This is a genomic window from Agrilactobacillus fermenti, from assembly GCF_047943045.1.
Lineage (GTDB): Bacteria > Bacillota > Bacilli > Lactobacillales > Lactobacillaceae > Agrilactobacillus > Agrilactobacillus fermenti.
Map to the genome: position 1 here is coordinate 1,534,715 of NZ_CP181347.1, position 23,254 is coordinate 1,557,968.

At 39.6% G+C, this 23,254-nt stretch carries 21 protein-coding genes and 1 riboswitch; of the genes, 5 read left to right on the top strand and 16 right to left on the bottom strand.

The genetic code is table 11. The annotated features are described in order from the left end of the window. Position 1: 1 nt before the first annotated feature. Both pdhA and ACNAN0_RS07510 read right to left on the bottom strand, forming a co-directional pair. Positions 2–1,117, bottom strand: coding sequence for a pyruvate dehydrogenase (acetyl-transferring) E1 component subunit alpha (gene pdhA / locus ACNAN0_RS07505; RefSeq protein WP_416353010.1), 1,116 nt, complete (start codon positions 1,115–1,117; stop codon positions 2–4). A 420-nt stretch (positions 1,118–1,537) separates the two neighbouring features. Beyond that, entirely contained in the window at positions 1,538–2,401 is an 864-nt protein-coding gene (locus ACNAN0_RS07510) for a hypothetical protein (RefSeq protein ID WP_416353011.1), read from the bottom strand. A 214-nt stretch (positions 2,402–2,615) separates the two neighbouring features. After that, positions 2,616–2,778: riboswitch (M-box (ykoK) riboswitch) on the bottom strand. 179 nt (positions 2,779–2,957) lie between these two features. Here ACNAN0_RS07510 and def point away from each other — a divergent pair. Next, the gene (gene def / locus ACNAN0_RS07515; protein WP_416353012.1) at positions 2,958–3,518 is read left to right on the top strand and encodes a peptide deformylase; all 561 of its coding nucleotides are present in this window, start codon (positions 2,958–2,960) and stop codon (positions 3,516–3,518) included. Positions 3,519–3,612: 94 nt separating this feature from the next. Here the strand turns inward: def and ACNAN0_RS07520 are convergent, their stop codons facing one another. The 3 genes from ACNAN0_RS07520 to ACNAN0_RS07530 all read right to left on the bottom strand — a co-directional run bounded on the left by ACNAN0_RS07520 (position 3,613) and on the right by ACNAN0_RS07530 (position 7,725). Next, positions 3,613–5,382, bottom strand: coding sequence for an ABC transporter ATP-binding protein (locus ACNAN0_RS07520; protein ID WP_230912509.1), 1,770 nt, complete (start codon positions 5,380–5,382; stop codon positions 3,613–3,615). Then, positions 5,379–7,103, bottom strand: a complete 1,725-nt coding sequence (locus tag ACNAN0_RS07525) for an ABC transporter ATP-binding protein (RefSeq protein WP_416353013.1) — start codon at positions 7,101–7,103, stop codon at positions 5,379–5,381. Before ACNAN0_RS07525 ends, ACNAN0_RS07520 begins: the two co-directional genes overlap by 4 nt. 112 nt (positions 7,104–7,215) lie before the next feature. Continuing rightward, positions 7,216–7,725, bottom strand: a complete 510-nt coding sequence (locus ACNAN0_RS07530) for a hypothetical protein (RefSeq protein WP_416353014.1) — start codon at positions 7,723–7,725, stop codon at positions 7,216–7,218. Between the two features lie 256 nt (positions 7,726–7,981). On the opposite strand from ACNAN0_RS07530, the gene ACNAN0_RS07535 reads away from it, so the two are divergent. The 4 genes from ACNAN0_RS07535 to ACNAN0_RS07550 all read left to right on the top strand — a co-directional run bounded on the left by ACNAN0_RS07535 (position 7,982) and on the right by ACNAN0_RS07550 (position 11,143). Then, complete coding sequence (locus ACNAN0_RS07535; protein ID WP_416353015.1) at positions 7,982–8,203, top strand: DNA-directed RNA polymerase subunit epsilon; 222 nt, start codon at positions 7,982–7,984, stop codon at positions 8,201–8,203. Further along, positions 8,200–9,885, top strand: a complete 1,686-nt coding sequence (rnjA, locus tag ACNAN0_RS07540; protein WP_416353016.1) for a ribonuclease J1 — start codon at positions 8,200–8,202, stop codon at positions 9,883–9,885. Before ACNAN0_RS07535 ends, rnjA begins: the two co-directional genes overlap by 4 nt. A gap of 103 nt (positions 9,886–9,988) precedes the next feature. After that, positions 9,989–10,165: a hypothetical protein gene (locus ACNAN0_RS07545; RefSeq protein ID WP_416353017.1), complete on the top strand. Its 177-nt coding sequence runs from the start codon at positions 9,989–9,991 to the stop codon at positions 10,163–10,165. Between the two features lie 21 nt (positions 10,166–10,186). After that, a complete protein-coding gene (locus ACNAN0_RS07550) occupies positions 10,187–11,143 on the top strand; it encodes a diacylglycerol/lipid kinase family protein (RefSeq protein WP_416353018.1) in 957 nt (318 codons plus the stop codon). A gap of 71 nt (positions 11,144–11,214) precedes the next feature. On the opposite strand, the gene ACNAN0_RS07555 is transcribed toward ACNAN0_RS07550, so the two are convergent. From ACNAN0_RS07555 to ACNAN0_RS07605, 11 genes are all read right to left on the bottom strand, one after another. Further along, positions 11,215–13,479 carry an ATP-binding cassette domain-containing protein gene (locus ACNAN0_RS07555; protein ID WP_416353019.1) on the bottom strand — a complete coding sequence of 755 codons (2,265 nt, stop codon included), beginning with the start codon at positions 13,477–13,479 and terminating at the stop codon, positions 11,215–11,217. 65 nt (positions 13,480–13,544) lie between these two features. Next, complete coding sequence (gene eis / locus ACNAN0_RS07560) at positions 13,545–14,771, bottom strand: enhanced intracellular survival protein Eis (protein ID WP_416353020.1); 1,227 nt, start codon at positions 14,769–14,771, stop codon at positions 13,545–13,547. A gap of 8 nt (positions 14,772–14,779) precedes the next feature. After that, entirely contained in the window at positions 14,780–17,215 is a 2,436-nt protein-coding gene (locus ACNAN0_RS07565) for an ATP-dependent RecD-like DNA helicase (protein WP_416353021.1), read from the bottom strand. A gap of 10 nt (positions 17,216–17,225) precedes the next feature. Next, on the bottom strand, positions 17,226–17,885 hold the full coding sequence (locus ACNAN0_RS07570; protein ID WP_416353022.1) for a tetratricopeptide repeat protein: 660 nt from the start codon (positions 17,883–17,885) through the stop codon (positions 17,226–17,228). A 12-nt stretch (positions 17,886–17,897) separates the two neighbouring features. Further along, the gene (locus ACNAN0_RS07575) at positions 17,898–18,560 is read right to left on the bottom strand and encodes a histidine phosphatase family protein (protein WP_230912520.1); all 663 of its coding nucleotides are present in this window, start codon (positions 18,558–18,560) and stop codon (positions 17,898–17,900) included. Between the two features lie 243 nt (positions 18,561–18,803). After that, positions 18,804–19,937 (bottom strand): tRNA 2-thiouridine(34) synthase MnmA, encoded by a 1,134-nt coding sequence (gene mnmA / locus ACNAN0_RS07580; protein WP_416353023.1) that lies wholly within the window; start codon positions 19,935–19,937, stop codon positions 18,804–18,806. A 77-nt stretch (positions 19,938–20,014) separates the two neighbouring features. Continuing rightward, positions 20,015–20,359, bottom strand: coding sequence for a DUF1831 domain-containing protein (locus ACNAN0_RS07585; protein ID WP_416354182.1), 345 nt, complete (start codon positions 20,357–20,359; stop codon positions 20,015–20,017). Positions 20,360–20,365: 6 nt separating this feature from the next. Beyond that, positions 20,366–21,538, bottom strand: a complete 1,173-nt coding sequence (locus ACNAN0_RS07590; protein WP_416353024.1) for a cysteine desulfurase family protein — start codon at positions 21,536–21,538, stop codon at positions 20,366–20,368. Positions 21,539–21,581: 43 nt separating this feature from the next. Next, entirely contained in the window at positions 21,582–22,268 is a 687-nt protein-coding gene (locus ACNAN0_RS07595) for a 5'-methylthioadenosine/adenosylhomocysteine nucleosidase (RefSeq protein WP_230912554.1), read from the bottom strand. Between the two features lie 27 nt (positions 22,269–22,295). Next, complete coding sequence (locus ACNAN0_RS07600) at positions 22,296–22,556, bottom strand: hypothetical protein (protein ID WP_416353025.1); 261 nt, start codon at positions 22,554–22,556, stop codon at positions 22,296–22,298. A 4-nt stretch (positions 22,557–22,560) separates the two neighbouring features. After that, the gene (locus ACNAN0_RS07605; protein ID WP_230912525.1) at positions 22,561–23,124 is read right to left on the bottom strand and encodes an NUDIX hydrolase; all 564 of its coding nucleotides are present in this window, start codon (positions 23,122–23,124) and stop codon (positions 22,561–22,563) included. Between the last annotated feature and the right edge of the window lie 130 nt (positions 23,125–23,254).

Here is a 23,254-nt window from a genome sequence, read left to right on the forward strand (position 1 = left end):
ATTAGTTCGACTCCTTCTGACGATAAGTTTCAATTTGTTCCTTAATGTTTTGGGGCTGTACTTCATAGGTATTTTCTAGGAATTGGCTAACTTTTTGTTTTGCAACATTGTCTGCTTGATCAATTGCCGCTTTGATCTCATCTTTATATTGCGCTGTCAATTTTTCTTCTTGTTCATCGGACCATAGATTCTTACCTTCCAAATAAATTCTGAACCGATTCAATGGGTCACGTTGATGCCACATTTCATCTAATTCTTCAGAACGATAACGTTTTGGATCATCACCAGATAATGTATGCGGGCCATAGCGATAAGTCATCGTTTCAATTAAAACAGGTCCATTACCGGCTACAGCCCAATCACGTGCTTCTTTCATAGCTTCATAAACAGCCAATGGATCCATACCATCAACCTGAACGCCAGGAATACCAACAGCAACGGCCTTTTGAGCTAGTGTCTTAGCGGCTGTTTGTGCCGAACGCGGTACGGAGATCGCAAATTCATTATTTTCAACCACAAAAATAGCTGGTGCCTTAAAATGGCCGGCAAAGTTCATGCCTTCATAAAAATCCCCTTGCGACGTGCCACCGTCACCGGTGTAAGCAAAGGCAACATTTTTAGAACCATTTTTCTTCAAGCCTAAGGCAACGCCAGCTGCTTGGACATATTGTGCGCCAATAATAATTTGTGGTGGTAATGCTTTCAAATCTTCAGGATAGTTATTGCCTTCGACATGACCGCGAGACCATAAGAACGCTTTGTATAAAGGTAACCCATGTTGAATTAATTCTGGGACATCTCGATAACGCGGTAGTAAGAAATCAGCCTTATCCATTGCATAAACACTAGCCATTTGACTAGCTTCATGACCAGCTGTTGGTGCGTAAAAACCCAAACGACCCTGACGGTTTAAAGCAGTTGAACGTTGGTCTAACACGCGAGCCCACAACATTTTAGACATTAATTCAACTAATTGTTCATCGCTTAAATCAGGAACATGATCCGCATCAACAAGCTCACCTTTTTCGTTGAGAATCTGCACCATTTTGAAGTCTTTATCTTGATCTTTTAATAGTGCTTCAAAATCAAGCAATTTGGTACTTTTTTTACCTGCCATAGATATTCAGTCCCCTTCGTTATTATCTGTAGCAATACAAATAAAAAAACTGTATTACTATAAACCTCTTCTTGTTCAAATTTAGCATTATGCAAACGCTTTTGCAAGCGTTTTATATATTTTTATAGCAAATTAGCCTTATTAAATTAGTGAAATGATTAACTTGATGTTAACACCAAGCAATCTGTTATATATTTCAGTTTATATTTTACCAAACTGTATCTAAATCAGCTATGTAATTTTTACAAAACGACACCAAATTACCAAATACAAACCATTTAATAGACTTGATTCTTTATTACCTAATTTCAACATTTTTGAACAATAAAAAATGACCAGAAACAAAACACATGTTTTGCCCTAGTCATACAAATTTTAGTTTATTTTATACGATATTTAATTTTAATTGATATTTCTGCTCTACGCCGCTCGTAGAAAAGCATTTGAAAAATGAGTCCTAGTTGACTGCGACGGTCGTTCAGCTTCCAAGCTGCGTCTTGAGGATTGTAATGGCTCATCCAAAAACTCCGGTATAATGTTGCTTTCAAGCTCTGTCAAAGCAACATTAGTGAAGGAATCAGAACGCACATTATTATCTGCCGAAGTTGAAACTATTGGTTGGCTTGATCCTGTGAAAACTTTAACTACCTTTTTAATTACCGCTACAAGACTTGAACTAGCTTTTGTAGCTGATTCATTATTAAATAAATCAGCCCCCGTTTGTAATACCACAGCAAGGCCATCACCAGCAATGATTTTTGAACCAAATTGTCCATCATGATCAGCCGTTAAAGTGCTGTCTTGAAAGAAACGAACATGTGCTGGTACATCATCTCCAGCTGTTAATACAATTACGTCACCTGGTACGAGCTCTGTTGCTGGTAGACGCCGGCCTAAGCCTTCCCGAATAACCAGAACATCGGCTGTTAAAATATGATTGATTTGATCAACTGTCCGGTTAAACATAACCGTTTTACTTATATAAAGGATCATGCCTAAAACATAACCCGTTACAAAAATAGTAGCAAAGCCAACTGCCATAGCTAAAAAACCAATAGCCAAAAACAGTGGATTCTTTAAATAATTTAATAATTCATTCATAAGTGAAACCCGCCGTAAACTGCTGCAAACATTCCGCCCATTTTGCACCATCAAGTGTTGAATTTCAGAAATGCTTAAGCCACTTGCTTTTACTGAAGTGTCCACTTTGATACTAGCGCGGATATCAGTAACTGGAAGTGTCCCGTTCCACAGACGTTGTTTCAAAAAAGTTTTTTTGAACATACTTTCTGCCTCCTGTTTGTAAGGCAAAAGAAGTTGTGTTCAACCACATTCAATTAAAAAGCGAGGTGGGTAAAACATCTAACTTCTTCTGCTGATCACCTGTATCCGTCGCTCCTGGTTTAGAATCTGTAGACATTCAACTCACCTCTCTTTTCTTTCTATCATTTTTTTAAGATAAAATAAAAGGACACCGCAAACAATTGGGTGTCCGAAAACAAGATCCCAATCGTTTAGTTTTAGCACTATATGACGTAGAAATTCATCAGCTGTATTAGAAAAAGCCTTAATGGGCAGTTCCGGCTGACTCGTTGGCATCTCTCGATGTTTCTGAGCAACAGCGTATTTTCATATAGGAGCCTCACCTAACGGGATAAGCTTATATTATCTTTTAAGTTTATTATACGCTTTTCACACGCAATGTTAATTATTTTACACAGTAAACATATTTTTGTCAACTTTTTATTTATAAGTCAACTTTGCATGATGCTTTTCAATTCGCTTTCATGTCAGACTTGTGATAATATTTTACGAGAATTCACTAATGGAGGGACGAACCTTGATTTTAATGAAAGATATCACCCGGGATGGCAACCCTGTTTTACGGAAGACTGCACAAAAGGTCAGCTTTCCTTTGAGTGATGATGACAAAAAACTAGCTAAAGATATGATGACTTATCTTGAAAACTCGCAAGATCCGGAAATCGCCAAAAAGCACCAATTACGGGCAGGCGTCGGCTTAGCAGCACCTCAAGTCGGTGTCTCAGAACAGATGGCTGCTGTTTTGGTACCAAGCAATGATCCCGAGGCAGAACCGCTATTAAAAACAGTTTTGATCAACCCAGTGATCATTAGCCACTCTGTTAAAGATGCGGCGTTAGCTGAAGGCGAAGGTTGTTTATCCGTAGACAAAGATATTCCTGGATATGTGCCCCGCCATGACCGCATCACCATTCGCTGTCAGGATATGGACGGCAAAATCATTAAACTTAAATTAAAAGATTATCCGGCCATTGTTTGCCAGCATGAAATCGATCACCTTAACGGCATTCTTTTTTATGACCATATCGATAAAAAGAATCCTTTTACGCTTAAAGAGAACACAGTCGTCATTGAATAAAAATTATCCACCTAATTAATGCTTATTAAACCTAACAAAAAGACTCGACAAGTTAAATTTGTCGAGTCTTTTCTAATACCCCTATTTCATAGAGCTATTCATTTAAAGCATCTGCATCTTCAAACTGAGAGTTATAAAGTTGTGCATAAAATCCATTTTTTGCAAGTAAGGACTCATGGTTTCCTTGCTCAATAATTTGACCGTTTTGCATGACAAGAATCAAATCGGCATTACGAATTGTTGACAAACGATGTGCGATCACAAAACTAGTCCGTCCTGCCATGACCTGATCCATTGCCTTTTGCAGCATTTGTTCTAGGCGTGTATCTACCGAACTCGTCGCTTCATCTAAAATCAAGATTGCTGGATCTGCGATAATTGCCCGGGCAATCGTCATAAGTTGCTTTTGGCCTTGGGAAATATTGTCTGCCTCCGACGAAATCGTGGTTTGGTAACTATCGGGTAAAGTATGGATATAATAATCAATATTCGCCATCTTCGCCGCATCCACCACTTCATAATCACTTGCATCCAATTTTCCAAAGCGAATGTTATTAGCTATTGTATCTTGATAAAGCCAGGTATCTTGCAAAACCATCCCAAAATTAGATCTTAGATCTTGAACGCTAAGTTGTTGCGTATCGACACCATCCAACAAAATCCGACCGGCATCAATTTCATAAAATCGGAGCAATAAGTTGATCATCGTTGTTTTACCTGCGCCCGTAGGTCCAACAATGGCTACCGTATCGCCCGGCTTGGCTGTAAATGACAGATCTTTGATCAAGGGCTCATTTTTAACATAGCTAAAAGACACATGATCAAAAGTCACGGCACCTTTAACTGGTTTTGGCAGAATTTGTAAATTTGCTTTTTCGGGTTTTATCGGTTCGTTAAGCACTTCAAAAACACGCCCAGTAGCCGCTTGACCCGCTTGAAGAATACTAGACAGCTGCGTCAACGAAGCCAATGGCTGGTTCACTTGCCAAATGTACTGGATAAAGGCCTGTAAATTACCAACTGGAATGACGCCACGAAGTACAAAATACCCACCTAAAGTTGCCATCGTCGCATAGGTTAGATAGGCCACCAAAGAAACCAAGGGCATCATGATGCCCGAAATAAAAGCGGCTTTAAACCCATGTTCTGCCAAATTATGGTTGACATCACTAAACCTCGCTAAAGCTGCCTTTTCTTGACTAAATACTTTAATTTCAGTGAAACCATTAAAGTTTTCTTGGACTGCTGCATTCAACCTGCCTAAATAGTTTTGTTGGTTTGTAAAGTAAGGCTGTGACTTTTTGACAATAATTCGTGAAACCAAAAATGTCGCTGGAATCATCCATAATGAGATCAGGGCCATTACCCAATTGATCGTAAACATCATAATTACAGCAACCGTGATACCTACAACTGAATTGACAACCTGAATCAAGCCTTGTTGCAAGGCATTAGTAATGGCATCGACATCATTCGTGAAACGCGACAATAGATTGCCCAACTGATGACGATCAAAGTAGCTCACCGGCAACGCATTCATCTTTTCATCCAACTGTGCCCGCAACCCACGCATAGACCGCTGTACTGCTAATGTCATCAAATATTGCGATAAAAACATGGTGATCTGGTACAACAAAGCAAACAGCAAAATCAAAGCAATGATCTTTAAAACATAGGTAAAATCAATAGCCCGATGCTGTCGAGCAGCATTCGTAATTTCGGTGACAATTAGTCCCATGATCACTGGCCAAAGCGCATTAAAAAACATAGACAAGCCAGCATTAAGCAACGCCAAGTACAGATGACGCCGATTTGGCTTTAAAAAAGGCTGCAATTGCTTGAAGGAGCGGATCATTTGTTTCATGAGAGTTCCTCCTTCGATAATTGAGAATATGCAATATCTTGGTAAACTTGATTTGTTTTTAATAAACTTGCATGTGTCCCAACGCCAACGACCTGCCCACGATTTAAGACTACAATTTGATCAGCGTTCATAATTGTACTGATCCGTTGGGCCACGATTAGAATCGTTGCATCTTGAATTTGATGATAGAGTGCCTGCCGTAATTTAAGATCAGTCTTATAATCTAAAGCTGAAAAACTATCATCGAAAATGTAAATTGCTGGTTGGCGCACGATCGCCCGAGCTATTGACAGTCGTTGTTTCTGACCACCAGAGAAATTACTGCCACTTTCAGAGACCTCTGTATCTAGCTGATCGGGTAAGGCTTGTACAAAATCTTTAGCTTGGGCAATCGTTAACGCTTGCCAAATTTCGTCATCCGATGCGTCTGTTTTACCAAATCTAAGGTTTTCACGAATCGTACCTTGGAATAGCATGGCTTTTTGCGGGACAAAACCGATCTGCTGGCGCAATTGCTGAATTTGATATTGATCAATGCCAACACCGTCTAAACTAAGCCTCCCGGCGGTAATATCATAAAACCTCGGAATCAATTGGATCAATGTGGATTTGCCACTACCGGTGCTACCAATAAAAGCGGTTGTTTTACCTGCGGGTAGATCTAGGGTCACATCACGAATGACGGGCTCTTCTGCAGAGGTATAGGAAAAAGTAACTTTTTCAAATTGAATATGGCCCTTGATTTTTTGTTGAACTGGTTGCTCAGGAGCCTTGATCTCACTTTTGGTATCTAATACTTCCTGGATACGTTTTGCCGAAACAGCAGCCCGAGGATAAAGCATAAATACGCTGGAAAACATTAAAAATGAAAAAAGCACATGAAAGATATATTCTACAAAAGCAATCAATGACCCAATTGCCAAATTACCAGCACTGATGGACAAAGTACCTTGCCATAGAATTAAGGCAAATACAATATTAAACACAAACGAAAAAGCCGGTTGTGACGTTGCCATCAATGTGTATAAATTAATGGAACTTTTAGCATAAGCCTGGTTAACATCTGCAAAGCGCTGCTGCTGGAACTTCTCCCGGACAAAAGCCCGAATGACACGAATACCTGACAAGTTTTCCCGCATATTTTGATTGATCTTATCCAAGTTTGCTTGTTGTTTTTCGGACATGGGCTCTGAATAATGCGCTATCACAAGAATCCCCAATAACAGCACTGGAATTGCTAGAAAAACAAAAATAGATAAAAAAGCATTCGTTCGAACGATCATCACACCAGAAACGATAAACATTAATGGCGTCATAAATCCAGTTCGAAAGACCATCTGTAAAAATGTCATAACTTGAAAAGCATCATTGGTACTGCGTGTGATCAATGATGCCCCACTAATTTGCTTATATTCACTTTGCGAAAAATTGATGGCTGACTTAAAAATATCATCCCGAATATCCCGCACAATATTATTGGTCAACCGTGAGCCTGTATAAGCCAAACCGATTAGACCAATCATGCCAATGGCAATAATTAAATACATCAAGCCGCCATATTGAAAAACACCTTGGACGCGATTTTTATTGATGCCATTATCGATCATTTGGCCTAATAAGGTTGGCAAGCCCAACTCAATCAAAGCAAAACCAAGTACAAAAAAAAGATTGAGTAAAATCAATTTCTTGTATCTTAGTGAATATCGAATCATCAACTGCATATCAACACACTCCTACTATATGTGGCAACGGTAAATTAAAAGAGACCTTGGTAAAAACAAAGTTTTAGCCGCAGACTCTAAGATGACACGTTTCTTACAAAATCAATGATAGCTACAACGCTTCAGTCGTAACTTTTTTCATATCTTTCACATAATCAATTGTTGGTTTATTGGTCATGAATGCAATATCAATATGATAATAATTCTCTAAATACCAATGATCACTAATCACAAAGGGCGTATAACGTGGCATTGAAGAAATCACCCCATTCTCAGAAGCGTGTTCATTGAGCTTTTGGGCCAGGGCATTTGTGAAATCATCATCAAAGAAATCAGCCGTGCCACTAAAATTCGGCCCAATGGCAAATTTGTATTCAAAAACCATGATGCCCTTGCCCCATATATCTTGGACCGGCTCCGAATCAATTTGCTTAGGAATTTGTAAGATATTTTCGTAATTCGTTGATGGATCCATTAATGTCTGTGCTAAAATTTTATTCGTTAGCTTTTGACTGTGATTCAAAAGAATTTTTAAAGCAGCATTGCGTCTGATACGTTTGATCAAGTAATAAAGGGCAACGATTATAATGACACTGGTAATTGCAACTGCAAATGTTAACATAAATTATGCTCCTAATTCATCTTGTACTAACATAAGCCTATCATATCAGAATCACTGAAGGGTTTCCATTGATTATAAATGTACTTTATATGTGAATTATGATATATTTGACCTAATTGTTGTTCATCAACATCACGGACGGTACAGCGGCGGTTGAACCGCACTTTTCAAATCGGACATATATTGGTTCGGACTATGCTTATTTATTTGCATAGTCTGCTTTGATAACTGAACAAATTAATAAAGGAGTTTCATTATGATTTTTAAAGTTTTATATCAAGAAAACACAAATCAAGCCCCAAGACGAGAAACAACACATGCTTTATACTTAGAAGCAGACAATGTCGTTGACGCTCGGGCATTGGTTGAAAAAAACACGGCTTATAATATCGAATTTGTTCAAGAATTAAGTGGTAAGTTTCTTGAGTTTGAACAAAATGAACCTGATTTTAAATTAACGGAGTTTCCGACTAAATGAAATTAAAAGTAAAGAATAACGAGACCGCAGTTTTTGCCATTGGCGGTTTGGGTGAAATCGGGAAAAATATGTACGGCGTTCAATTTCAAGATGAAATCATCGTTATTGACGCAGGTATCAAATTTCCCGAAGACGACTTATTAGGTATTGACTATGTCATTTCTGATTATTCTTATTTAGCTCAAAACCAACAAAAGATCAAAGCATTGGTAATTACTCACGGCCACGAAGACCATATTGGTGGTATCCCCTATCTGTTAAAACAAGTTCCAAATATTCCAATATATGCCGGTCCTTTAGCTTTAGCATTGATTAAAGGTAAATTAGAAGAACATGGGTTATTACGGACTGCTGATTTACATGAAATTAATGAAGATACCGTCTTAAAGTTCCGTAAAACAAAAGTCAGTTTTTTCAGAACTACCCATTCAATTCCCGATACGCTGGGTGTCGCCGTAGAAACGCCGCAAGGGGTGATTGTTGAAACTGGTGATTTTAAGTTTGATTTAACACCTGTTGGTGATCAGCCCGCCCCAAATCTACAACGGATGGCTGCACTTGGCGAAAAAGGTGTTTTATTGCTGATGTCTGATAGCACCAATGCTGAAATTCCTAATTTCACAAAATCTGAGCGCCTTGTCGGAAATTCAATTCGCCACATCTTTGAAGGCATTGAAGGCCGAATTATTTTTGCAACCTTTGCTTCTAATATTTCCCGAATCAACCAAGCCGTTGAAGCTGCGATGCATGAAGGGCGTAAAATTGCTGTTTTTGGCCGCAGTATGGAAGGTGCCATCGTTAACGGTCGAGAACTAGGCTATTTGAACATTCCAGATGATGTGTTAGTGGATGCCCACACGATCAATAGTTTGCCAGCTAATAAGGTTTTAATTCTCTGTACTGGTTCTCAGGGTGAACCTATGGCTGCCTTGAGTCGCATTGCAAACGGCACTCATCGACAAATAACAATCCAACCGGATGATACCGTTATTTTTTCCAGCAATCCAATTCCTGGTAACACGACTTCTGTCAACCATTTGATCAATCAGTTGTCTGAAGCCGGTGCCGAAGTCATTCACGGAAAAGTTAATAATATCCATACTTCTGGGCACGGTGGTCAAGAAGAACAAAAATTGATGTTACGGCTTATGAAACCGAAGTTCTTTATGCCTGTCCATGGTGAATATCGGATGCAGCGCATTCACAGTGAGCTTGCGGAACAATGTGGCGTCGATAAAGACAATATCTTTATCATGGAAAACGGTGATGTTTTGGCGTTGACAGATGAAAAAGCGCGTCGTGCCGGTCACTTTCCTGCCGGTGATGTCTATGTTGATGGCAGTGGCGTTGGTGACATCGGTAACGTTGTATTAAATGATCGCCGAATTCTTTCTGAAGAAGGTTTAGTCGTTGTGGTAGCAACGATCAACTACAAGACCGGTGAAATTCTTGCTGGTCCGGATCTGCTTTCAAGAGGTTTCGTTTATATGCGTGAATCTGGGCCTCTGATCAAAGAATCACAGCGGCGTATCTTTAATGTCATGCGTAACACGTTCAAACAAAACGAACACGTCACGGAAGCAAAACTTCGTGATGCGATCATTGATAGTTTACAAGACTATCTGTTTGACCAGACTGAGCGCCATCCGATGATTCTACCAATGATCATCTCTGCAAATTAATCATTCGAAATTTAATGTTCTACTAAAGGCTGCTGTAGTTTTATCCTGCACAGCCTTTTTAATTTTCAACAACAACCAAAGCGATAACTAAGGAGGTTTTAGTTTGACTAAAATACGCTGGACAACATTAGTTTATAGTCTTAGCTTTGTAATTGCATTAATTTTATTTTTCGTTGCACCCCAAAGTTTGCTCTGGAAAGTCATCAAAACCAGTTTATTCATAATAGCCTTGATTTTTGCATTAATCACGACCCATTTGAAGCAAAAACAACAAAACTAATAGAAATTGAGGTATGACCCGTTGGTTGTAAGAAATACAAAATTTTTACATATTATTGCCAATGAAACCGCTGGCAGCAATCATGGTCGGCAGACGACGGCAAAAGTACAACAATACCTGAATAAAATCGAGCAGCCCTATGACCTCTTACGCACGCAGTTTCCAGGTCATGCGACGATTATAGCTAAAAATATAGCCATCCCAACACAGCTGCAAAATCGAGTCCATCTGGTCGTTGTCATTGGTGGTGATGGCACGTTACATCAAGTCATCGCTGGTTTAAGACAAAATTCAAATATGAAACAGCTCCCAGTGGCCTACATTCCCAGCGGTTCTGGTAATGATTTTCGCCGAAGTCTAAATATTGAATTGGATCCACTCAAAAATTTGGCCCATATATTAGCGACCAATCAAGCCACTTTGATCGATATTGGCAGTTTAAAATATGATCATGCACCAGAAACAATTTTCGTAAACAATGTTGGTATTGGTATTGATGCACGCACTGTCCATTTAACAAATATTTCCGCGCTTAAAAAGTTATTGAATCAAATCAAACTAGGCTCTTTTTCTTACTTGGCCAATCTCGTACGGGCCTTTTTGCAGCAGCCTAGTTTTGATGTGCAAATCACACATGACGGATATACCCAAAATTTCCATAATATCTTTTTAGTCACGCTTGGTAACGAACCTTATTTTGGTGGCGGGGTACCGATCCTACCTCGGGCGACTTTTTTCAATCATCAAATTGATTTGATTCTAGTTGAAAAAAAGCCATTGAAACAATTAATTCCGCTATTTTACTGCGTATTCAAAGATGGTACGCATCTTTACCAACGAGGTGTTTATTATACCCAAGCAACTCAGTTCGATTTACAAATCCAGCAGCCAAACTATGGTCAAGTTGATGGTGAATTATTAGGCAAAGCTGCTTTTCATGTCACTGCTCAAGTCACTCAGTACCCTTTTTGGTTATAAAATAAATTACGGACACAAAAAATCCTAATTCGCTGACGCACACAGTCATTCGAATTAGGATTTTTATATATTTAGGAGTTTCGCTGAGCATTATATTGTTTCATCGCAACACCAGTTTTAGAATCAATGACCTTCTGAGCAGCTTCAGGCACACCCGCATATAGCACTTGACCGCCATACCGACCAGCTCCTGGACCAAGATCGATCAGCCAATCTGCTTGACTGATGATTGCTAGATTATGTTCAACGATAACTAACGTGTTACCCGCAGCCACTAATTCATCAAATAAATGACTCAACTTAGTCACATCTTTCATGTGCAGCCCAGCGGTGGGTTCATCTAATAAATAAATTCTGCCAGTTAAATTTAACTGAACGGCTAATTTCAAACGTTGTAATTCACCGCCTGAAAGTGTCGTCAACGGCTGACCTAATGTTAAATAAGCTAACCCCACTTTTTTCATGTTAACCAGCTTATGTTCAATTTTTGCAATCCCGTGAAAAAAAGGTAGAGCCATTTCAATAGGCAAATTCAAAACGTCACTGATATTCTTACCATGATACTGATAGCTGAGTGCTTTGGCATTGTAACGTTGACCCTGACACTTTTCACATGTCTGTACGACTGGATCCATGAAAGCCATATTAGTGATTGTGACACCTTTCCCTTTACAGCGTGGACAAGCGCCCTTGCCATTATAACTAAAAAGACTTGTAGACTGACCTGAGGTTTTGGCAAATAAGTGCCGGATATCATCTAAAATAGCGAGATAAGTAGCTGGCGTTGAACGAATGTTTACACCAATTGCTCCTTGTGTTAAATCAATATAGGTATCCTTTAACTTTGAACGTAAGGCATCCATCAACGAGCTTTTCCCAGAACCGGCAACGCCAGAAATAACCGTTGCCACACCTAATGGTATTTGAACAGTGACATTGTTTAAATTATGTGTGGTCACGTGTGCTAATGAAATCGTATCTTTGATCTTGCGAGGTCGACGAAATTTAAGCGGCTGCTTTAGATATTGGCCCGTCAGCGTGTTGCTGGCCAGCAGTTGTTGATAAGTCCCAGTAAAGGTCACTTTTCCTCCGGCAACACCGGCTTCTGGCCCCATTTCTACGACATAATCGGCAATCGGCATCACTTCAGGGTTATGTTCTACGACCAGAATCGTATTGCCCTTGGCCTTTAATTGTTTCAATGCGTTTTTGATCAGCTGGATATCATGTGGATGCAATCCAACACTGGGCTCATCTAAGATATAAACCATATCAACTAAGGCACTAGTCAAAAACTTAGCAATTTTAATCCGTTGTGTTTCGCCACCAGATAGTGAACTTGTCCCTCGGTCAAGGGTCAAATAGCCTAAACCAATATCAATCAAAGACTGAATTTTTGTGGTTACTTCCCGAATCAAATCTTGGACCAGGGGTTGTTCAACCGCCTGCAGAAATTGCAGTACATGGACCAAATCCATCGCCAATACTTCAGCAATATTTTTACCATTCAACTTACAAGTTAACACTTTAGCTTGCAGCCGTGTCCCGTGACAAGTCGGACATGCCCGTCGTGTCACTACTTTTGCCAAAGCTTCCTGATGATGTTTGGCTTCGCTTTTACCAATAATCGAACGGCGGATTCGTGGGACAATTCCCTCATAAAGTGCTGTTCGTGGCCAGGCAGCTGGTGCATTCTTTAAGCGCTGCTGGGGTGCATATAATAGCAGCTGTAAGTCCGCTTCACTATAATCTTTAAGTAATTTATCATTATCAAAAAGACCACTATCCACATAACGGCGCCAGCGCCAGGTATTGGGTCCAAAACTGACAAATGTAATTGCTCCTTGATTTAACGACTTATTCGGATCGATAAGTGCTTTCACATCAATATCATCTACGTAGCCGAGCCCTTGACATGTGGGGCACATCCCTTGCGGTAAATTAAATGAAAAAGTATCCGAATAACCAATAAACGGCTGACCAACTCGAGAAAATAACAGACGCAAAAGCGAATAAATTCCTGTATAAGTTGCTAACGTGGACCGGGCATTTTTACCGATCCGCTTTTGCTCAATCACAATGGCCACTGGTAAATTATCAATTTGCTGGACGTGTGGCTGGCCATATTTAGGTAAATACTGCTGGGTAAAACTGGGGAAGGTCTCGTTCAATTCTCGTCTTGAAGTGGCCGCAATCGTATCAAAAACCAAAGAAGATTTTCCCGATCCAGATAAACCCGCAAAAACAGTGATCGCATATTTAGGAATCTTCAAATTCACATTTTGTAAATTATTTTGAGTTGCACCGTGCACAACAATGGCCCCACGTTCAAACATAAACAACCTCCTTAAAACCCGTGATTCACTTGGCAAAACGGAATGACGCACTTACTATTAAGTGTTCAAAAATAATCAGAAAAATACGGTGTTTCTATTGGAATAATGTTTTCTAAATACTTGATGGCATTTTTTGAGGCCTGCAGACGTTCAATACTAGCTAAATAGGATGGCCGCCGGTAACTCATCAACATCGCCGTCAAAGTTTGAATATCTACTTTGACCACGTAACCATTGGCACTGGTTTGATTGATCGATAATTTACCATCACGATTCACATGAATATGAAATAAACCATTATTCCATGCTGCCATCGGATCAGTCACTTCAAAACTAATATCTTCCGTAATATTTTCAAAGGGGTAAGCCTTAAGAAAATCCTTCACATCAACGATCCGCGCCATATAATACGGTTCAATCGTTTCTTTGATATCCCCTGCATCCATCAAAAAAGCAATAGGTTCATCTTTATAAATATGCCCCTTGACATGTTCCACCATCGAATAATGGGCACTAATAAAATTCCAAAGGCCAACCCGGGCTTCTTGATTTAAATAAATCATTTCCTTGAGATGGAAAACTTCTTCGGCAATCCAATAAATCACATAACCTGTAGCCACCTGATTTTCATCATAGTAAACGGCAGCAGTACGCTCTTCTTCATTTTCCCAACGCCAATATTCATCCCAAGCTAACTGATCGCGGATCATTGCACCGTGCGTCTGGTGAGCAAAGCGGTCATAAGTATCTAAAACATCAAAATCGTCAATTTCCTTACGTGCAACGTGGCCGGTCACTGGTACTGGTTTTGGTAATTGAGTATCGCGCAAATCAAAAGTTAAATGATCAGACATGATCTCCCAGCCCTTCTTACGATAAAAAGGAATGCTATATGGATATAAATATGAAATCCACTGTTGATTGTCCCGCATCTTTTCTAACCCAACTTTTACAAGGTCGTGCATTAAGCCATGACCTGCATACTCAGGATAAGTGCCAACACCTGTTAGACCAGCCATTTTAAAAACTTTACCATGAATATTGACCTCGCAAGGATAAATCGCCAATTGCGAAACTAATTGTGTTTGATTGTACCACCCGATCACATCTGATTTTTCCAGAATCGGTTGTTTAGCCCGCACCAATTCTCCCTCTTCATAACCGCTCTCCAAGAGGTCTTGATTGGTGACTTGAAAAACATACCGCAATAGATCATTAAATTGATCAACGTCTGCCACCGGTACTGACTTGATATGCAATTGTTGCCGAATATTGTTATCTTTGTCCATCATCTTCACTCCTATTTCAAAAACGCATACGGGGAAAGACCACCCATACCAATCATAGGATCAATCGTTTGGTTATCAATCAATTCAGGTGTTAATTTCTGAGAAAGCGGCTCATCAACAGAATTAGTTATGGTGCTTGATTCTGCTTTTAGCGGTGCAGCTTCAACCCGAGCCGCTTCGTTTAGCTTTGAAGTACTTGTAAAAATACTCTGCATGCGCAGCACCAAACTCGTTTTACGCGTGTTTGCCAACGCATGAACGGCTGTTTCAAACGCTTGAGGTTCGCCTACCATGATCAATAACGCCTTTGCTCTAGTAATAGCAGTATATAAAAGATTGCGTTTCAACATACGGCGAAATTGCATCACTAACGGCAGAATAACTAACGGAAATTCACTTCCCTGAGCTTTATGGATCGACGTACAATAAGCCAAGGTAAATCGGCTCCATTCGGAACGTTTATACGTCACCTCAGTCCCTTCAAAATCAATAGTAATTTTATCAACTTTGTCTGTATTTTCTTTGGCCAAAGTAATGGCAACGATTTGTCCGAGTTCACCATTGAAAACATTTAAGTCTGGGCTATTCACTAGATGTAATACTTTATCACCAATGCGATAAATAAAATTACCGAACTTGACTTCTTTACTGCGATCCGATTTTTTAGGATTCATAATATCTTGTACTAATGGGTTCAAGTGATCGATGCCAGCTGGACCCTTATACATTGGAATCAACACCTGCATATCTTTAGCTGAAAAATCACGTGCTTTTGCTTTCGCAACAACTTGCGCGATGACATCTGGAATTTGATTCGGTAGACATTTAATAAAACTACGATCACTTTGATTTTTGAAAAAGTCGGCTGAAATGACACCCTCGTTAACTTCATGGGCCAATTCGACAATTGAAGAATTTTCATCCTGACGATAAATCTGCTCTAGCTCTTGACTGGGCAGTGCTTGTGAATTTAACAAATCAGCAAAAACTTGGCCTGGTCCGACAGATGGCAGCTGATCTTTATCACCAACCAGCACCACGTGCATTCCCAAATGAACCGATTTGATCAACTGGCGAAACAATGAGGTATCTACCATTGACATCTCATCAACCACTAACAACTTACCATCCAAATCATTTGTTTCTAAATCTTGATTATTTTCTTCACGTCCATTTAAGCCTAGCAGCCGATGAATGGTGCTCGCCGGTAATCCCGTTGTTTCACTCATGCGCTTAGCTGCTCGTCCTGTGGGTGCTGCTAGCAAAACCGGAAAAGGAGTATCTTTATATTCATTAACATCTAAGGAAAATTCAAAATAGCGTGCAAAACAAACCACGATGCCATTTAAAACCGTTGTTTTACCGGTGCCTGGTCCCCCTGTTAGTAAACTAACCGGGCTTTCCAAAGCTTGTTGAATCGCTAATTGTTGTGCGGCATCATATTGAATCCCTAAGCTCTGCTCGGCTTGTTGGATCAATTGTTTTAAAACGGTTGGCTCAATTTTTTCGGGTCGTTCTTGAGTTAACCGCTTTAAATGCTCAGCAATTTGCCACTCACTTCGAAAAAGAAATTCAGGATATAATCGATGATCTTGAGAAATAATCTTACCTGTTTTGGCAAGATTTTGAATTTCAATTGCTATTTGATCCTCACTCACCGGCGCTGGCCGACTGGATTCTAACAAATGTAGAGTTTCATCCAATAAACGCCCTGCATCCGTATATGTATCTCCCGCCTGAAAAGTTAAATCGTTTAACACTTGTAAAATACCCGCTTGATAACGTTCAGGCGCATCAGCCGTAATCCCTTGTTTTTCAGCAATGCTATCAGCACGTTTGAACCCGACGCCGGTAATATCATAAACCAACTGGTAAGGGTTCTCAGTAATCACACGAATGGTGTCCTCTTGATACTTCTGATAAATCTGTGTCGCTAAACTACTCCCAAAACCAAATGCATTTAGACTGATAATTGCGCGCTCCATACCAACATTAGCTTGTAGTGCAGCTACAAGGTCCGTTTGTTTCTGGCGTGATAAACCCAGGTTTTGTAAACAGGTTGGATCTTTAATGATTTGATCAATCGCATTTACACCCAGTCGATCAACGATTTTCTCGGCTGTTTTAGGGCCAATACCCTTAAATTGATTGCCAGATAGATATGCTACTAGCCCCTCTTTAGAAGTGGGGGTTAGCGTTTCATAGTTGTCTGCTTTAAACTGATACCCATATTTAGGATGATCAATTGGGTGCCCAATAAACTTATAGGTTTGATCTTCTTTAATATCACCAAAACTACCCGTAACTACGATTTCATCTTCATGAAAATTCGGCAAATTATGATCTTTGATTTTAATCAATAAGATCTTAAAAAAATTCTCTGGGTTTTGAAAGAAAATACTACTAACAGTCCCCGTCAGCCATAATTGCTGAATTGCATCTGCCATTGCCACCCTCCTAACGTTTATCTTTTTGATCACGAATCATTTTTTCAATTGCCACTAATTGAGTTTGCTTGCTAGCATAGTACTGAGCATCTTTAGCTTTCACAGCTAATAACTTAGTTTGATCGTGGTCACGAACAAAGTCAATTAAGCCTATCCCAAACAAAGCATCTAGATCAGTTGGTTTTAACTGATACGCTTTTTGGTAAAAAGTTTTCGCTTGAGATAACTGTCCCAAACTTAATAAACTATCCGCTAACACCAAATAAGCCGCCGAATTTTGAGGTGCTTTTTCAGTAGCTGTCAAAGCAAAAGCTGCTGCCTTTGCATATTGTTTCGTCTTAAAAAAGATACGCGCTAACATTAGATTATTATCAAAATTTGCGTCTTGTTGGTTCAACTTATCAAACTCGGTTTGAGCTAAATCATAACGGCCCGCTTCATAGTAAACAACCCCTAAATTATAAAGTAGCTCGGTTTGCGCGCCAAATTTACCAATTGCTTTCTGTAATAACACTTCTGCCTGCTCAACATCCTGTAACTGTGTTAAATACGTACTCAATTGCAAGTAATTCTCAATTTGTTCTGGCTCATTATTAATTGCTTGTACTAAAACGTGAACGGCCTTCTGCTTTTCGTCCTGATTAAATAATTTTTCTGCTTGCTTATTCATAAATTCACCTAACTAAATTGTATCCGTCGCATTTAACCGGTGTTTCAAAAATTCAGTATCATTCCATTTAACCAGCTGGAATTTTTGACCATGATCTTGGGTTTTAATGATGGTGACACTACTATTAGTCAAACCGCCATTTTTACGAATATTTGCAATTGGCGTGCCTAATAAGGACTGGATCAAAGCTACTAACGCGGCACCATGACTGACGAAGAGGATATTTTGTTGACCGGTTTTATCAAGACGTACCGCTTTTTTAACGACCGGTTGCATCCGATCAATCAACGCCTGAAAGGTTTCCCCACTAATTCGCGCTGGATTATAATTTGCTGGCTCATGTCGAAACGCAGCCAATTCTTTTGGAAAACGTTGGGCAACCTCCGTGAACTTCATACCTTCCATTTTACCTAAATTAAATTCGCGTAAATTTTCATTAATAATAATCGGAAAATCTTGTCCTAAGGCCTCTTTTAAATAAACGGCTGTCATTTTGGCCCGTAATAAAGGGCTTGTATACAGGCGGGCAAATTTAATATGACTCAAATAATGACCCAGACTGGCAATATCACGATAACTTTGTGGCAGCAATGGTGAGTCCCCTTGACCGCCTTGATAACGCCCTTCTAAGTTCCATTCAGTTTTACCGTGTCTGATAAAATATAATTTCGTCATGATCTGCCTCTTCACTTACCTTATACTATTTAAATTAATGACACTTATGTACATATCGTAATAGTCCCATTATACCAATAATTACGGTGCAAAAAAATAAGCGATTCAAAAATGACAACTACAACTCAACTATTTTGAAACGTGCAACCAGATACAAACTAAAAAAGATCTATTGAATAAAGTGATCACACACTTTTTCAATAGATCTAATTTAGTTTATTTTAAATCATAAACCATTAAATTCTAAACATATTGTAATTGTTTCTCAGCACTATAAGCAGCATCAATCGTGCCACCGCCAAGACATTCAGCACCATCATAGAAAACGACCGCCTGTCCAGGTGTAATTGCTCGAACGGGTGCATCAAATTCTACTTTAGCTTTGCCGTCAGCTAATAAGTGAACCGTCACGCCCACATCTTGCTGACGATAGCGAAACTTAGCGGTGCAGTGGAAGACATCTGGCTTAGCCTCAGGTGTCATAAATGTAAGCTTGCTAGCATCTAGACTTGTCGCATACAAATGTGGGTTATCAAAGCCCTGATCCACATAAAGAATATTCTTATCCAGATCCTTGCCAACGACAAACCACGGCTCGTTAGACTTACCATTGCCACCGATTCCTAAGCCAGAACGCTGCCCGATCGTGTAGTACATCAAGCCAGAGTGCTCACCCATGATCTCGCCGGCTGGTGTCTGCATGACACCTGGCTGTGCTGGTAAAAACTCACCCAAAAACTTCTTAAAGTTACGCTCACCAATAAAGCAAACACCGGTTGAATCTTTTTTATGTGCTGTGGCTAAACCAGCTGCTTCCGCAAGCTTTCGGACATCTTTTTTCTGCATATTTCCAATTGGAAACATCGCTTTTTGTAATTGATCTTGACTTAAAGCACTTAAAAAATAAGTTTGATCTTTATTTTGATCAGCACCACGCAATAAATGCACCGTGCCATTTTCATCTTTTTGAGTTTGTGCGTAATGCCCCATTGCAATATAATCAGCATTCAGATCCATTGCATAGTTCATAAAGGATTTAAACTTGATCTCCTTATTACACATAACATCAGGGTTTGGCGTCCGCCCGTGACGATACTCATCTAAAAAATATTCGAATACATTATCCCAATACTCTTTTTCAAAATTAACTGAATAATAAGGAATGCCGATTTTAGCAGCGACTTTCGCTACATCTTCGTAATCCTCTGTTGCTGTACAGACCCCAGCATCGTCGGTATCATCCCAGTTCTTCATGAACACACCAATGACATCATACCCTTGCTGCTTGAGCAAAAGCGCCGTCACAGATGAATCCACACCGCCTGACATACCGACAACAACACGCGTTTGGCTGTTATCCATAAAATTCACCATCATTTCATATAAATTCTAGTTTTCTACGATTTGAAGGTCGCGAACACCAGTACATTACATTATAACAAAGGTGTCAAGTATTATTTAATAGCTAAAACTTCACGATCCAGCAGATTTTGAATTACAAAGTTAAACTGATCAATAATTGCTTGAGTTTTACTAGGATCCTTAAAAATATTCATTGGATGCAAGCCAGAATTATCAGTAATCGATAGCTTTAACTTCTTTAAATCTTTATCCACCGTTATCTTCAATTTGAAGCCACCAGCATAAGGCGAATCGCCATTCAAAGGCCGCTCTAATTGAAAATTACCATTGCGTGTCGGCACAAAGCCTGTATCTCGTAAAGTATAACGTTTCACTTCTGGACTTAAAGCATAGGTTACTGGTGAGCCTTGAACTTTTGCCGTCGTTGTTAATGCCATCACTGCTTAACCCCCAATTTTACTTTTTTGCTTCGTTAAATAACTTTTGACGCTCTGAATCAATTGTTCACTAAACTTAGCCACTTCTTCAGTCGTTGTCTGAGCACCAAAACTAACCCGAATAGACTCAGCAACTTGTGGTGCTTCACGACCATACATGGCTGTTAAAACATGGGAAGGTTCCAAACTACCAGCTGTACATGCAGAACCGCCAGAAATAGCAAAACCAGCTAAATCCAAATTCATCTGTAAAACATTAGTTGGTACGCCTTTCAGCCAAATATTCATCACATGCTGCAAATCATCGGTAGCTAACGTGCCATTGATACCATAGTCAATCCCAGCCGCATCTAGCGCTTGCGTGATCTGTAATTTAAACTGATGGTACTTGGATTGCCGGTTGGCACGTTCCGTATCATCAATTAAAGTCACCGCTTTAGCAAAGCCAGCAATTGCAGGAATATTTTCCGTCCCAGCGCGCCGTTTATGTTCTTGTTCGCCGCCCTTTACTAAAGGCATAAAATTAAGTCCTGTGCGGGCATATAAAAACCCAATAAACTTGGGACCGTTAATTTTATGTGCTGAAGTGGATAATAAATCAATATGCATTTTTTCAACATCAATGGGTAGCAATCCATAAGCCTGAACAGCATCCGTATGAAAAACGGCTTGGTGATTTTGCAATAAGGCCCCAATTTCTTGAATCGGCATGCGTGCACCAGTCTCATTGTTGCCCATCATGACCGTTACTAAAATAGTATCTGGTCGTAACGCCGCTTTGAAATCAGCTAAAGCGATATGATTTGTTTTATCAACTGGTAAGTATGTCACTTCAAAACCTAAAGATTCCAAATAGGCCAAAGATTTCAAAACTGCCGGATGTTCTACTTGAGTTGAAATAATGTGTTTACCTTTAGCTTGATTGGCTAACGCCGTTTGTACAATTGCCGTATTGTCACTCTCACTGCCACCAGAGGTAAAAATGATCTCATCGTCTTTAGCATGAATACTCTGGGCAATAATGTGCCGACTCTCATCCAAAACAGCTCGAGCGGTACGCCCAAAGTAATGGGTGCTGGAAGCATTACCAAAATCATGCGCCATTTGGTCTGTCATTTCGGCAATGACTTCTGGTGCCATGGGTGTTGTGGCAGCATTATCTAAATAAATATGTTCCATAATAACCTCCTATACCATTATCGACTCGCAGCAATACTTAATATCATTTCAAAAAGCTTAATAGAATCTCAGCTGATTGGCGGCCAGCTTGAATGATAAAATCATCAAAATTAGTAGCAGCCGCTTCATCAGCAACATCACTCAAGGCGCGAATAATCACAAAGGGTACACCAAACTGAGTCGCTACTTGACCAACAGCCGCACCCTCCATTTCATTAGCCAGCGCCTTGGGGTATTGTTTTAGAATCTCCTGAATACGGTCACTAGAATTGACAAACTGATCACCGGAAACAATTAATCCCCTCGTAACTGGTAACTGCTTAGCTTTGGCTGCCTGTACAATTTTGTCTGCTAATACGCTATCTGCTGGAAAAATCTGCGGTTGATCAGGTAGTTGTCCAGGTAAATAGCCAAAGCCAGTCACATCTACATCGGTATAGGCTACACCAGTTGAAACCACAGTCTCTCCGATTTGTAAGCCAGCACCAATCCCACCAGCAGAGCCAGTATTGATCAATGCGTCTAACGGCATAGCTTCTAATAACAAAGTGGCTGTGATAGCTGCTTGAACTTTACCAATACCGCTTTCACAAAGGACGATCTCATGCGTACCAATCTCGCCAAAATAAAGCGTCACGCCTCCTTTGATTATCGTATGTGTATTTTGCAAATTTTGTTTCAAAACGGTGATTTCTTCCGGCATTGCACAAATAATCCCTAATTTCAAAATTGCCACCCAATCTTAATTTAAATTTGATTAAACGAAAAATAAAATAACATAAACAAAAGCCGTCAAAAAGCCAATAATTAAAATAGCCCAATTCAAGCGCCATTTCAAGGTATACGACTTTTCTTCAGCATAAGCTCCTGTTAAGGCTAATTTTTCTTTCAAAGTTCGTTTTTGATAAGCTTTTTCAGCAGCTAAACGTTGGTCATCACTAGATCTAAAGTCTGGATCCGTTTTTCGGCGTTGTCGAATTGTTTTTCTTTCAGCAAATTTTTGTTTAAAAGCAGTCATTAATTTAATCAAGTCGAACCGCACCCTTTAATCGCAATATTTCCCAATAATATAAAGCCATGATTGTCTTGGCATCACAAATCAAGCCTGCCTGTTTTGCATCATTTGCTTCAGCAAACGTTAAGTGACTGACATTTAAAAATTCATCGGGGTCTAAACTGCGTTTATGTGTGACCTTTTGTAGCTGATCGCTATAATATAGATGTAAAAATTCATCCGCAAATCCTGGTGTTGAATAGAAATCCGTTACATGCTGCAACTGGTCAGTATATAATCCAGTTTCTTCATTTAACTCTCGTAAGGCTACTTTATGGGGATCTTTTTCACCTAAATCAATTTTACCTGCCGGTATCTCTAAGGTCTCTTTTTGCATTGGTGCGCGCCATTGCCGCACAAAAATCATCTTACCATCTTGGTCAATTGGCATAACTGCAACGGCACCATGATGATGAATAATTTCACGTTTTGCTGTTTTACCATTGGGCAAAAGCACATCTTCTAAATCTAAATTCAGAATAGCCCCACGATAAATTGGCTGTGTTTTAATGACTTTTTCTTCGAAATTCATACTTGACCTCCATTATCTTCTATCATCTTACAAGTGTCCGCTGAATTTGTAAATGTAAGGTCCCAATATTTGCTTATTTCAAGCAAAGATCAGCACCTAGTTGGTGGAAAAATCCACCTTTAGACTTATA

Bases quoted from the DNA above. Each gene is read 5' to 3' on its own strand.
- ACNAN0_RS07590 (WP_416353024.1), bottom strand. From the start codon at position 21,538: ATGGAACATATTTATTTAGATAATGCTGCCACAACACCCATGGCACCA.
- ACNAN0_RS07570 (WP_416353022.1), bottom strand. From the start codon at position 17,885: ATGAATAAGCAAGCAGAAAAATTATTTAATCAGGACGAAAAGCAGAAG.
- eis (WP_416353020.1), bottom strand. From the start codon at position 14,771: ATGATGGACAAAGATAACAATATTCGGCAACAATTGCATATCAAGTCA.
- ACNAN0_RS07585 (WP_416354182.1), bottom strand. From the start codon at position 20,359: ATGGCATTAACAACGACGGCAAAAGTTCAAGGCTCACCAGTAACCTAT.
- rnjA (WP_416353016.1), top strand. From the start codon at position 8,200: ATGAAATTAAAAGTAAAGAATAACGAGACCGCAGTTTTTGCCATTGGC.
- ACNAN0_RS07600 (WP_416353025.1), bottom strand. From the start codon at position 22,556: ATGACTGCTTTTAAACAAAAATTTGCTGAAAGAAAAACAATTCGACAA.
- ACNAN0_RS07535 (WP_416353015.1), top strand. From the start codon at position 7,982: ATGATTTTTAAAGTTTTATATCAAGAAAACACAAATCAAGCCCCAAGA.
- ACNAN0_RS07565 (WP_416353021.1), bottom strand. From the start codon at position 17,215: ATGGCAGATGCAATTCAGCAATTATGGCTGACGGGGACTGTTAGTAGT.
- ACNAN0_RS07510 (WP_416353011.1), bottom strand. From the start codon at position 2,401: ATGTTCAAAAAAACTTTTTTGAAACAACGTCTGTGGAACGGGACACTT.
- ACNAN0_RS07575 (WP_230912520.1), bottom strand. From the start codon at position 18,560: ATGACGAAATTATATTTTATCAGACACGGTAAAACTGAATGGAACTTA.
- ACNAN0_RS07530 (WP_416353014.1), bottom strand. From the start codon at position 7,725: ATGTTAACATTTGCAGTTGCAATTACCAGTGTCATTATAATCGTTGCC.
- pdhA (WP_416353010.1), bottom strand. From the start codon at position 1,117: ATGGCAGGTAAAAAAAGTACCAAATTGCTTGATTTTGAAGCACTATTA.
- ACNAN0_RS07520 (WP_230912509.1), bottom strand. From the start codon at position 5,382: ATGAAACAAATGATCCGCTCCTTCAAGCAATTGCAGCCTTTTTTAAAG.
- ACNAN0_RS07525 (WP_416353013.1), bottom strand. From the start codon at position 7,103: ATGCAGTTGATGATTCGATATTCACTAAGATACAAGAAATTGATTTTA.
- mnmA (WP_416353023.1), bottom strand. From the start codon at position 19,937: ATGATGGTGAATTTTATGGATAACAGCCAAACGCGTGTTGTTGTCGGT.
- ACNAN0_RS07605 (WP_230912525.1), bottom strand. From the start codon at position 23,124: ATGAATTTCGAAGAAAAAGTCATTAAAACACAGCCAATTTATCGTGGG.
- ACNAN0_RS07555 (WP_416353019.1), bottom strand. From the start codon at position 13,479: ATGTTTGAACGTGGGGCCATTGTTGTGCACGGTGCAACTCAAAATAAT.